At 59.0% G+C, this 11,978-nt stretch carries 9 protein-coding genes; 6 read left to right on the forward strand and 3 right to left on the reverse strand.

Features of this window, described 5'->3' with window-relative positions:
- Positions 1 to 5 precede the first annotated feature (5 nt).
- The 3 genes from WX88_RS21580 to WX88_RS21590 all read left to right on the forward strand — a co-directional run bounded on the left by WX88_RS21580 (position 6) and on the right by WX88_RS21590 (position 4,895).
- Positions 6 to 3,095 carry an efflux RND transporter permease subunit gene (locus WX88_RS21580; protein WP_046246495.1) on the forward strand — a complete coding sequence of 1,030 codons (3,090 nt, stop codon included), beginning with the start codon at positions 6 to 8 and terminating at the stop codon, positions 3,093 to 3,095.
- Positions 3,096 to 3,171: 76 nt separating this feature from the next.
- Positions 3,172 to 4,536 carry a TolC family protein gene (locus WX88_RS21585; RefSeq protein ID WP_082116217.1) on the forward strand — a complete coding sequence of 455 codons (1,365 nt, stop codon included), beginning with the start codon at positions 3,172 to 3,174 and terminating at the stop codon, positions 4,534 to 4,536.
- Positions 4,537 to 4,577: 41 nt separating this feature from the next.
- Positions 4,578 to 4,895: an acyl carrier protein gene (locus WX88_RS21590; RefSeq protein WP_046246497.1), complete on the forward strand. Its 318-nt coding sequence runs from the start codon at positions 4,578 to 4,580 to the stop codon at positions 4,893 to 4,895.
- A gap of 51 nt (positions 4,896 to 4,946) precedes the next feature.
- Here the strand turns inward: WX88_RS21590 and WX88_RS21595 are convergent, their stop codons facing one another.
- The gene (locus WX88_RS21595) at positions 4,947 to 5,561 is read right to left on the reverse strand and encodes a DNA-3-methyladenine glycosylase I (protein WP_052732953.1); all 615 of its coding nucleotides are present in this window, start codon (positions 5,559 to 5,561) and stop codon (positions 4,947 to 4,949) included.
- 449 nt (positions 5,562 to 6,010) lie between these two features.
- Between WX88_RS21595 and WX88_RS21600 the strand changes: the two genes are divergently transcribed.
- The 3 genes from WX88_RS21600 (at position 6,011) to WX88_RS28130 (ending at position 9,693) form a co-directional block, all read left to right on the forward strand.
- Positions 6,011 to 6,502, forward strand: a complete 492-nt coding sequence (locus tag WX88_RS21600; RefSeq protein ID WP_046246498.1) for a hypothetical protein — start codon at positions 6,011 to 6,013, stop codon at positions 6,500 to 6,502.
- Positions 6,503 to 6,583: 81 nt separating this feature from the next.
- Positions 6,584 to 8,362: an amino acid permease gene (locus tag WX88_RS21605; protein ID WP_046246499.1), complete on the forward strand. Its 1,779-nt coding sequence runs from the start codon at positions 6,584 to 6,586 to the stop codon at positions 8,360 to 8,362.
- Positions 8,363 to 8,607: 245 nt separating this feature from the next.
- Positions 8,608 to 9,693 (forward strand): sensor histidine kinase, encoded by a 1,086-nt coding sequence (locus tag WX88_RS28130; RefSeq protein ID WP_052732954.1) that lies wholly within the window; start codon positions 8,608 to 8,610, stop codon positions 9,691 to 9,693.
- 30 nt (positions 9,694 to 9,723) lie between these two features.
- On the opposite strand, the gene WX88_RS21615 is transcribed toward WX88_RS28130, so the two are convergent.
- Both WX88_RS21615 and WX88_RS21620 read right to left on the reverse strand, forming a co-directional pair.
- Positions 9,724 to 10,128, reverse strand: coding sequence for a response regulator (locus WX88_RS21615; protein ID WP_052732955.1), 405 nt, complete (start codon positions 10,126 to 10,128; stop codon positions 9,724 to 9,726).
- Between the two features lie 22 nt (positions 10,129 to 10,150).
- Positions 10,151 to 11,575 carry a PAS domain-containing sensor histidine kinase gene (locus WX88_RS21620; RefSeq protein ID WP_072053072.1) on the reverse strand — a complete coding sequence of 475 codons (1,425 nt, stop codon included), beginning with the start codon at positions 11,573 to 11,575 and terminating at the stop codon, positions 10,151 to 10,153.
- Positions 11,576 to 11,978: the final 403 nt, after the last annotated feature.

Raw genomic sequence — 11,978 nt, forward strand, 5'->3', positions numbered from 1 at the left:
AGCTCATGAGTTTATCGAGCGTTAGCATTCAGCGGCCGGTATTGGCCGGGGTGCTGTCCGTCCTCATTATTTTATTTGGCCTGGTGGGCTTCTCCTACCTCGGCGTGCGCGAGTACCCGGTTACCGATTCGCCCATCGTGACGGTCACCACTTCGTACCCGGGAGCCAGCCCCGACGTCATTGCCTATCAGATTACCAAGCCGCTGGAAGAGTCCATTGGCGAGGCCAATGGCATCCGTACCATCTCGTCGGTGTCGCGGGAAGCGGCTAGTGTAATTACGGTGGAGTTCAATTTGGATGCCGACTTGGAAGCAGCGGCCAACGACGTACGCGACAAGGTGGCCAAAGCTATTCGGTTGCTGCCGGCCGACGTGGACCCGCCGGTGGTGGAAAAAGCGTCGGGCGGTGACGGCGTGATTTTCATGGTGGTTGAGAGCAAAACCAAGAGCATCCTAGAAGTCAGCAACCTAGCCTCCACCGTTATCAAGGAGCGCATGCAAACCATTCCCGGCGTGAAACACGTGGGCGTGGCGGGCGAGAAAAAGTACGCCATGCGCCTGCGCATCGACCCGGCTAAGCTGGCTGCCTACCAGCTCACGCCCGCCGACGTGGAGCAGGCCCTGCGCAAAGAAAACGTGGACCTGCCCGGTGGCCGCATCGAAGGCGACCGGAACGAGCTAACCGTGCGCACGTTGGGCCGGCTGACGCAGGCCGACGACTTCAACAACATGATTGTCAAGCAGGACGGCAACAGCATTGTGCGTTTCCGCGACATTGGTTTCGCCGAGCTAGGCGCTGAGAACGAGCGGACCGCCGTGCTCAACGGCCTGCGCGGCAACGCGGCCTGCGTGGGTGTGTTCGTGGAGCCGCAGCGCGGGGCCAACGAAATTGCCATTGCCGACGAGTTCTACCGCCGCCTGAAAGAGCTGCGCAAGGAAGTGCCGCCGGAGTACGAAATGACCATCGGCAAGGACTTCACCGAGTCGATTCGGGCGTCTATTTCAGAAGTGGAAGAGACCTTGCTCATTGCCTTCGGGCTAGTGGTGGTTATCCTGTTCGTATTCCTGCGCGACTGGCGGTCGACTATTATTCCGGTGGTGGCCATTCCAGTCAGTATCGTGTCGGCCTTCTTTATTATGTATCTGGCCGGCTATTCCATCAACGTGCTCACGCTGCTGGGCCTGGTGCTGGCCATCGGGCTGGTGGTCGACGACGCCATCGTGGTGCTGGAGAACATCTACGCCAAAGTGGAAGAGGGCATGACGCCGCTGCAAGCCGCTTTCAAAGGCTCGGCGGAAATCTACTTCGCCGTGATTTCAACCACGATTACACTGGCAGCCGTGTTTCTGCCCATTCTGTTTTTGCCGGGCATCACGGGGAAGCTGTTTCAGGAGTTCGCCGTGGTGGTGGCCGGTTCGGTGACGGTGTCGGCCTTCGTGGCCCTCACGCTTTCGCCGATGATGAGCGCCTACCTGCTCAAGCACCGGGAGCGGCCCAACTGGCTGTACCGCAAAACTGAACCGCTGTTTGTGGGCCTGAACCGGAGCTATGAACGGTCGTTGGGCTGGTTCCTGCGGGTGCGGTGGCTGGCCCTGCCGGTGCTGCTACTGACGGGTGGGCTGGCGTTGTGGCTCAGCAAGCAGCTGCCCTCGGAGCTGGCCCCGCTTGAAGACCGCTCGCAAGTAGCCATGATTATGGTGGCGCCGGAAGGCTCGTCTTACGAGTACACCGAAAAGTACGTCAACGAGCTGTCGCAGTTCGTGGTGGACTCGACCAAGGACCTGGGCTTGTTTCAAACCTACTCGCTGCTGGCCCTGACTTTTGGGCCGCCCGCGCCGGTGAACGTGGCCATTCAGCAGACCTTTTTGAAAAAAGCCGAAGACCGCACGGCCACGCAGGCGCAGGTGGCGGCGGTACTGGGCCGCAACGCGCAGAATTTCCGGGGCGTGCTGGTGTTTCCGGTGCAGCCGCCCACCATTGGTAGCCGGTTTGGCGGCGGGCAGCCGGTGCAGTTCGTGCTCCAAGGCCCTACGCTCGCGGCCGTCACCGATGTGCTGCCGGCCTTCATGGCCGAAGCCCGGCAGAGCCCGGTCTTACGCTTCGCCGATTCAGACCTGAAGGTGAACAAACCCGAGCTGGTACTAAGCATCGACCGTGATAAAGCTGCCGAGCTAGGGATTTCGGTGGCCGAAATTGCCCGCAGCCTGCAACTAGCGTTAAGCGGGCAGCGCTACGGCTACTTCATCTTCAACGACCGGCAGTACGACGTGGTAGGCCAGCTGCAGCGCCAGAACCGCGACACGCCTTACGACCTGCGCTCAGTATACGCCCGCACCCGTAGCGGCGAAATGGTGTCGCTCGACAACCTCGTTACGTCCAAGGAAAGCATCAGCCCCGCCGCCATCTACCGCTACGACCAAGCCCTGTCGGCCACCGTATCGGCGGGCCTGGCCCCGGGCCTGACCGTGGGCGACGGCGTGGCCGAAATGGAGCGCATTGCCAAGAAAGTGCTGCCGCCCACCATCAAAACCTCCCTGGCGGGTGAGGCGCGCGACTTTTCGGAAAGCGCATCGAGCCTGGTGCTGGCCTTTGGGTTTGCGCTGGTGCTGATTTACCTGATTCTGGCCGCGCAGTTCGAAAGCCTGATTGACCCGCTCATTATTCTGCTGACCGTGCCCATGGCCCTCACCGGAGCGCTGCTGAGTTTGTGGCTGCTCGACCAGACCCTAAACGTGTTCAGCCAAATCGGCATCATCACCCTCGTCGGCCTCATCACCAAGAACGGCATTCTCATTGTCGAATTCGCCAACCAAGCCAAGGAGCAGGGTCTCACGCCCCTGCAAGCCGCGCAAGCTGCGGCGGCCTCGCGTTTCCGCCCCATTCTGATGACCTCGCTGGCCATGATTTTTGGCACCATTCCTATTGCCCTGACGGTAAACAGCCGCAGCTCGCTGGGCACGGTCATCGTGGGCGGGCTGGTGTTTGCCGGCTTCCTCACGCTCTACGTGATTCCGGCCGTGTACTCTTTCCTCTCGCGCAAGCACCAGCCGGCGCCGGTGGTCGAAGAACACGCTGCGGAGGCCGTGACGGCTTAGGGCAACGGGCGGAGTTGAATCCAACTACTGCCGAGAAACTGTATCAAACCTGACTTTCAAAGTCATCCTCTACATCATGCGACTTTTTGCTTTATCGGGCGCACCGGCCAGTCTTCGGTTCGTCTTTCTGGCTGGTTTGCTGGCTTTTTCCCTCGCTGCGGTGGCTCAGCCGCAGCCGCTTACCATTGACGGGGCTGTGGCCCTGGCGCGGGAGAAAAACCGCGACCTGCAAATTGCCAACCTAGCCGTGGCCAAGGCGGCCCAACGCACCCGCGAAGCCCGCGGCGCGGCCTTGCCCACCGTTTCGGGCTTTGGGCAATACCTGTATAATTTCCAGCGCCCGGTTTCCTTTCTGCCCGGCAACTTCGCGGGCTTGTCCGACAACCAAATCGCCACCCTGCGCGTGGGCGGCGACCAGGCTTTTGTGGGCTCGGTGGGCGTATACCAGCCCTTGTTTCAGGCCGGGGTGAAGTCCGGTATTCGGGCGGCGGGCCTCGACGAAGTGCGCAGCACCGCTGAGGCGGCCGTAACGGCGAGCCAGGTGGTCACGGCCGTGCGCAAAGCCTACCTCAACGTGCTCATCACCGAAGAGCAGCTCCGGCTGCAGCAGCAGAGCCTGACCCGCAACCAGCAAGCCCTACGCGATGCCCGCTCGCTGCTGCTCCAGGGCCGTGCCTCGCGGGTCGACACCCTACGCGCCTACGTGAACGTGGAAAACATTCGGCCCGACATCCTGCGCCTGACCAACGGCATTGCCATTGCCAAAACCGTGCTGGCCACCACCATTGGTTTGGACGCCAACGAGCCGCTGACGCTCCAGGATTCGCTGCACTACGATGGCCAGCTGCAGCCCCTCACCAACGAGCAGGCGTATGCTCTGGCTTTGGAAAACCGCCCCGAACTGCGCCAGCTGCAACTCACGCAGCAGCTCAACGACGAGCAAGTCCGGCAGGCCACGGCCGTGGGCCGCCCTCAACTGGCCGCCACCGGTAACGTGCAGGCTCAAGCGCAGGCCTTCGACCTGCGACTAGGCGACTACCAATGGCCCGTCAGTTCCTACGTGGGCTTGCAAATGACGGTACCCATCTACAGCGGCGGCCGGGTGCTGGCCCGCGCCCAGCAGGCCCGCATCACGCGTCAGCAAACCGAACGCGGCCTAGCCAACGAGCAGGAGCTGATTCGGGCCGAAGTGCTCACCAGCGTATCGAGCGTGCAGGAAGCCCGCCGCCGCGTCGAAACGCAACGACAAACCGTGGCCGCCGCCGCGCTAGGCTACCGCATCACCCGCGACCGGTGGCGCGCCGGCATGGCCTCCCGCCTCGACCTCACTGATTCCGAGCTGGCCCTGACCCGCACCAAGTCCGGCTACCTGCAAGCCGTGTACGACTACCAAACCGCCACTATTGACTTGGAACGTGCGGTGGGCCGCACGAGCAACTGACAATCAAAGCAATAATAACTTCTCAAGAAAATATTCACTCTATGGACCTCTTTCATTTTACCATGCAGCAGCTGGCCCCCTACCCGGCCCTGCTCAGCGAGGGTGGCATCCCGCCCATCCGAACCTACTTGCTCAACTGGTTGCGCCGCCACCAGCCCCTGGCCGAGCCTCGTATTCTGTGCGATAACACGGATTTGAGTCACGACTTAAACTTGAAGTCCGGGGATTGGGCCCGGCTAGTCATGGATTTAGAAGACTTTTACGGCATTCCGATACTACAGGAAGTGGTAAGCTTTCTCCACACGGTGCGGGATTTGGAAGCATACCTGCAATATCAACTGAGCAAGTTCGCAGCCTGATAGTGCTTGGCTCAGAATATCAATTTGCCTTTTCAACTCATATTTGGCAATTTACCTAACCAACGCCGCGCACTCGGCATGGCGGGGGCAGGTTAGCCAATGGTCGTTCACGAAGCCGGCTGTTTGTAGGATGTTGTAGCACGTTACGGGACCGGTCATCACAAAGCCGCGACGCTTCAGGTCCTGGCTCATGGCGGTGCTGGCGGGAGTGGATAGGGGTACCGGATTGGCCGCGCTCCGGCGGCCGTCCACGGGTTGGCCGCCCACGTAGGTGGCGAAAAACGGGAGAATGCCGTCGTCACCGCCCACTGCTTGGCGCAGTTGCAGCCAAGCCTGAGCGTTGCGTACGGTGGCTTCCAGCTTACGCCGGTTGCGCAGGATGCGTGGGTTGCCCAGCACCTCGGTTATGTCGTCCTCATCCCAGCGCGCCAGCCGGTCGGGGTCGAAGCCGGCCAGCAGTTCCCGAAAGCCCTCGCGCCGCTTGAGCACAACCGGAAAATCAAATCCAAGCTGAAAGGTGTGAAGCACCAAGTACTCAAACAAAATCCCGGCCTCGGCCACCGGCTCGCCCCATTCATGGTCGTGGAAGGCGCCTAGTAGCTCGCTCTGCTTAGCCCATGGGCAACGCCCGGTCGACCCGGAAATGGTGGCATCAGGCGTAATCATGGTATAAAGGCTTATGGCATTATTCATAGCGGGACCTCATCGCCTTATCAGCGCTGACAACCAGAAAAGCAACGGAATTCATCTTAGCGTGGTTTCGGCGCCGCTGTGCAGCGCGGACTTTTAATTCGTAAGCCGCTGGCTGAGCTGATTCACGAAGTAAAGTTTGGTTTAATTGCCCGCTACAGGGGTGTCTGACTGGTATACGCGGCGCGCTGGGTAACCTCGGCCCCAGCCCTCCCAGATATAACCTTGGTTCACTTGAAGCACGAAGCCCCAGGAGTGGGGAACCTGGTGAACAGTACATGGGCTGGAGAACGGCGCTGGTTTTGGACTTCTGCTTCCGCCCTTCAAGAAACTTAAACCTCTGCTGATGGGCGTGCCGACAACCACCGTATCTTAGCTGACGTTGAATACGGGTTATTGGCTTTCACTCATTCCGGCCTTCTGCTATGACTAACTTTTCCGCTATCGTGGCCCTGACGCTGACTTTTTTGCCTTTTCTGAGCCAAGCTCAGTCGCGGCCTGCGGGCGGAGTAGGGCTGGAAGTACCAGCCTCCACGGCACCTCGCCAGGGGCACTTCCTGGCGGGCGCTTACATGCTGAGCAGCTACGCACCGCCGTCGGCCTCGGGCGGCTTCAGTTACCGTGTGCAGCCTTACCTGCGGTACGCGCTGAGTACCAAGGGCCACGCGCAGCCATTCATTCAATACAGCTTTGCGCCCTACCGGCTGCAAGCTTATGGAGCAGACCCACGGGCTACGCCTGGGGCCGCGGAGCTGCCCGCCAATCCTGGGTTTGCGCCGCTGGGTTTGCGTGATGCCTCTTATCGGAGCTATGGGAGTAATCTGGGGGCAGTTTCGGTAGGCGTGCCGGTGCGGTTTGGCAGTAGCTCGGCGACGCTGCACGTAGCCAGTAGCTTGCTGAGCGGCCTGCTACGTTGAGGCGGTAGCGGTAGCGCGAGAGGCGCAACCCGCGCCGGGGCGTTATCTTTTGCCCTTCAAACCCCGTCCCTCCCACCTTTCATGCGTTCGTCAACGTCTCTATTCCGCCGCAAAACCATCGCGGCCATCCTTCAAAACCCACCTGCCGACCACGAGGGCCCCGCCGCCGGAGGCCTGGCCCGGCACCTCACCGTGCGCGACCTGACGGGCCTGGGCATCGCAGCTATCATCGGAGCCGGCATTTTCAGCACCATCGGCAAGGCCAGCCTCGATGGCGGGCCGGCGGTATCACTACTATTTGTGTTTACGGCTATTGCCTGCGCATTTTCGGCTTTGTGCTACGCGCAGTTCGCGGCTACTATTCCGGTCAGCGGCTCGGCTTATACGTATGCCTACGCCTCGTTTGGCGAGTTAGCGGCCTGGATTATCGGCTGGGCGCTGATTATGGAGTATGCGGTGGGCAACATCGTAGTGGCCATTTCCTGGTCCGATTATTTCACTGGCCTGCTCGATGGAGTCGGTATTCACCTGCCGCTTTGGCTCACGATGGGCACCCAAACCGGGCACGCCGGCTACCAGGCCGTAATGAACCTCATGCAAGCCGGCAGGCCGCTGGCCGAAGCCACGCCGGCCCAGCTCGATGGTTATAAGGCCTGGACCCAGGCCCCGGAGCTGTTCGGCGACTGGCACATGGTCATGGATTTACCTGCCTTTGTTATCACCGTTCTCATTACGGCGCTAGTGTACGTGGGCATCAAGGAAAGCAAGAATGCCTCGAACCTGCTGGTGCTGCTCAAGCTGATTATCGTCTTCATTGTCATTGCCGTGGGTGCATTCTACGTGCAGCCAGCCAACTGGACGCCTTTCGCCCCCAATGGCGTGGGCGGGGTGCTCAAGGGCGTATCAGCAGTGTTTTTCGCTTACATCGGCTTCGATGCGATTTCGACTACGGCTGAAGAATGCAAAAACCCCCAGCGCGACCTACCCAAGGCCATGATGTACGCCCTCATTATTTGTACGGTGCTGTACGTCATTATCACGCTGGTGCTCACGGGGATGGTGTCCTATAAGGAATTAGGTGTGGGCGACCCGCTCTCATTCGTATTTGCCAAGGTGGGATTGCCGCGGCTGTCGGGCCTGGTGGCGGTGAGTGCGGTGTTTGCCATGGCTTCGGTGCTGCTGGTGTTTCAGCTGGGGCAGCCGCGCATCTGGCTGACCATGGCGCGCGACGGCCTCTTGCCCCCGGTATTTGCCAAGATTCACCCGCGCTTCCACACGCCGTCGTTTGCGACCATTGTGACGGGCCTTTTCGTGGCAGTGCCGGCACTCGTTCTCAACATGGATTTGGTGGTCGATTTGACCAGCATTGGCACCCTCTTCGCCTTTGCGCTGGTGTGCGGCGGCATTCTGATTATCGACCCCTATGGCCGCTCCGAGGCCCGCTTCAAGGTGCCGTACATCAACGGGCAGTGGCTGGTGCCGCTGATTCTGGCAGTGGGTGCCTTTCTCATTTACCACTACAACGCGACCGGCAACCACGAATTCTGGCAGGACGTGAGCGGGCAGCGGGGCTGGCTGCAGCACGATGCGGGCGGCAGTGGGAAGGTGTCGGGTGGCTTCGCCCACCAGATTCCCACGCTGGTGTTCCTACTATTTTGCGTGGCGCTGTGCGTGCTCTCGTTCCGCCAAAAACTCTCGCTGCTGCCCACCCTGGGTCTGCTCATCAACCTGTATCTGATGACCGAACTGGGCATCAGCAACTGGACCTTATTCTTCGTATGGCTGCTGATTGGCTTGGCGGTATACTTTGGATACGGTTATAAAAATTCCAAGCTGAACCACAGCCTTCAACCGGTATAAACGCTGTTTTTCAACCCTCGAAACAGGTGGTGGCTCAAAGGGCGGCCACCTGTTTTTTATCCCTACTGTAGCGTTGCTAACGGACAAATATTTAGCCCTCTGGCTGTTATTATCAATTCTTTAAGTAAAGGTGATATTATGTTAATAGCCGAAACTTATGCGCTGCGAATTAACTTCGAATATTATTATCAAATGGCCGCGAATAGCAGTCTACAATTTACCTGCTTTTTCCCGCCTACCAAGCTATGCTAGACCAGACAGAAGTGTTTTACCACCTGCTGGAGGGAAACCACCTACTCTTTTTCGCTTACAGCATAAGTGCCAGCAAAGTACTCTATGTCAACGACGTTTACGAGCGGATGTTTCCACCCGCTCAGCGTGCTTCCATCAATGAAGACTTACCATGGCTACTGAGTTGCCTGCCCGGCGAAGACCAGCAATACGCCCTGAGCTGCCTGGCTCAACTGGCCCGGGGTGAGATGCACGATGAATTGCTCCTGCGCCTGCAATCGCAGCCCAACGCGCCCTTGCGCTGGTTGTGCATGCGCGCTCACCGCGCCGAAGCCAGCGACGGCCAGGTACTGCTCTGCGGCACGGTGCAGGATGTGACGGTGGCGGAAGAATACACCCGCAATGCCGACAAGTTTATGGCCAAGAAAAACACCACGCTGGAGATTCTGGCCCACGACCTAGCCGGCCCCTTCAACATGATGCAGCAGATGGCCACCTTCTTCCAGGAGAAAACCCAGCCACTGCACGACCCGCAGCTCGAAAAAATGGTGCAGGTGATGCAGGACACCTGCCGCGACAGCGTAAACCTCATCCGCGAGTTTGTGGACAGCGAGTTTGCTGAGTCGGCTAACGTGCAGCTCAAGCGTGTGCGCGTGGACCTGGCCGCCAGCCTGCGCCAGGTGATGGACACTTACCAGCAGGCCGAGCGCCTGGTGGCCAAGCGCTTCACCTTCAACAGCACCGGCAGCGAGGTGTACGTGGAGCTGGACCACAACAAGTTTATGCAGGTGATGAACAACCTCCTTTCCAACGCCATCAAGTTCACCCGCGAGGGCGGTCACATCGCCGTGACGCTGGAGCAGCACCCCACCCACGTGCTGGTGACCGTGGCCGACGATGGCATTGGCATTCCTGAAAAGCTCCAGCCAGTGCTGTTCGACCGCTTCACCAAGGCGCGGCGGCCGGGCCTGCGCGGCGAGAAAACCACCGGCCTGGGCATGTCCATCATCCAGTCGCTGGTGCGGCTGCACAACGGCAGTATCTGGTTTGAGAGCCAGGAGAACGTGGGCACGAGTTTTTTTATCCGGCTGCCCCTGTAGCGGCCTGGAGCAGGCTTTTGGCGCTGCTCCTTACTCCTCCCCGTAGCTGGCGGCTTCTACCTGGGCGCGGACAGATTGAATCTGGATGCTGTCGAGTGGCTTGTGGATGAGGCCGGCCACGAGCGGAAATTCGTGGATGCGGTCGGTATCAGAGTGGGCCAGAGAGGAGGTGAGGATGAAAATATGGCAGTGGCCAAGCAGCTGGTTTTCATAGGGCTTCAGGGCTTCCAGGAAATCCCAGCCGTCCATGACGGGCATATTCAGGTCGAGGAATATGACTTGTGGCAGCTCTTCGGGCAGGGCGTCACGCAGGAAAGCCAGAGCTTCTTCGGCAGAGGGATAGGCTGAAATATTTTCGGCAAAGCCTTCTCGTTTCAAGAGGCGCTCGGTGAGGAATACGCCGATGGAATCGTCGTCAATTAGTAGAGTATCCATGTATAGAGTGTTCATGCTGGGTTCAGCGTAGCTGCATGATAAACCGGGTGCCCACATTCACGGTACTACTCACCTCAATGCGCCCTCCCATGGTTTCTACATGGGTTTTCACCAGATAAAGTCCCATGCCACGGCCAGGTTGCGTGCTGTGGAAGCGCTTGTAGAGCCGAAACACGTCGGCCCCCGCTTTTTCCAGGTCGAAGCCCAAGCCGTTGTCGGCCACTACTACCTCTACACCCTTGCCGGGAACGGCCGCAGCCGTAATCTCGACCCGCAGGGGGCGCTCTTCGGAGCGGTACTTCACGGCGTTGGATAGAAGGTTGAAGAAGATACTATACAGGTAAGCGCGGTTACCGAGTACGTGCAAGTCATCGGGGATGTTGAGCACAACCTCGCCGCCGCACTGCGCAATAAGCTCCTCCAGATTGAGGCGGGCCTGCTCCACCATATCGGCCAGCTGTACCGACTCGGTACCGTCGACATTCTGCTTGTCCCGGATTGATAGAATGGTGTTCATGTCGCGCAGCACGGCGTCAAGCTGATGAATGCTGGCTTGCAAGTTGGCCAGGGTCTGCTCGTAATCGGGTGTGCTCTTTTCCAGCGAGCCAAGTAAATCGACCAGGCCCAGGGCATTGGCAAGCGGGGCCCGCAGGTTGTGCGACACAATGTAGGTGAATTGTTGCAAATCCTGATTCTGCCGGTACAGCTCGCCCTGGGATTTTACCTTTTCGGTGACGTCGGAGAAATACACCGACAGCCCTTCCTGCGACGGAAAGGCCTTGACATCGAGCCACACCTGCTGCCGGAAATAGGCTTCAAAATGCACAGCCTGGCCCGTATCGAAAGCGTGCTGGTAACGCTCGTGGAAGATGCCATTCTCCTCCTCGGGAAAAACATCCCACATATTGCGCCCTAGCAGGTCTTCGCGGCGCACGTTGAGCAGGCGTTCCACTTCGGTGTTGACGAAGGTGAAACACCAGTCGCGGTCAAGCAGGAAAAATGCGTCGGTGATGCTCTCGAAAATCGTATTCAGTTTGTGCGCCTGGTCACGAATCAGCTGATGCGAGGCAAACTGTTCGGTCATGTTGCGGCACACCACGTGCACCCCCGTGATGCGGCCCTCTACTACCAGCGGAACTTTGGTGATGAACAAAACAAGGCACGCCACAGTGTCCCGGAACTGCACTTCTACATCAAACTGCACCTTGCTGCCCTCGAAGGCCTCGCGCAGCTTTTGATTGAAGAGGTCGTGCAGGTACTCTGGCAGAAAATCGGTCAGGAGCCGGCCGACTACCTCCTCCTTGGTTTTGTCCAAAACTTTGAGGTAAGATGGGTTAGCATCCAGAATCATCCCCTTCTTATCCTGAAACAATACTAAATCAGGATTATTCTCGAATAGGGCCCGGAACCGCTGCTCACTCTCCCTCAACTGAAACAAATCACTCATAAACCACCGCGCCGGAATCCTGGCCCCCGCGCTTTTTAACTTAAGACGTTTCTTGACGTCTACGGCAAAAATTATAATTTGTCGCTTCACAAGCTTTAAAAAGCCGTTTTCATCGGCTGCTACACCGCTGGCGGGTGTAATGTTCCCGGCAGGTAGTATTGTGTCAGGACGGCAGCCGGTGGGGCGTACTGGCCGACGGGGCTTGCGGCCGATGCGGGCAGGTCGTAGCGCGAACTCTGTACTTCGCGTCCCCGCGCCTGCCCGCATCGTTCGGGTGGCCGCTGGGAATGCGAACCACAGAGTTCGCGCTACAGCCAGTCTGCTACATGAAGGCGAAACTGCGCTAAGCCTTTTATCACTTAGAAGCTGTTTGAGTTAATTTAGGGTCATGGAAAAGGTCGTC

It is taken from the genome of Hymenobacter terrenus, assembly GCF_000972495.1.
In the GTDB taxonomy this organism is placed as follows: domain Bacteria; phylum Bacteroidota; class Bacteroidia; order Cytophagales; family Hymenobacteraceae; genus Hymenobacter; species Hymenobacter terrenus.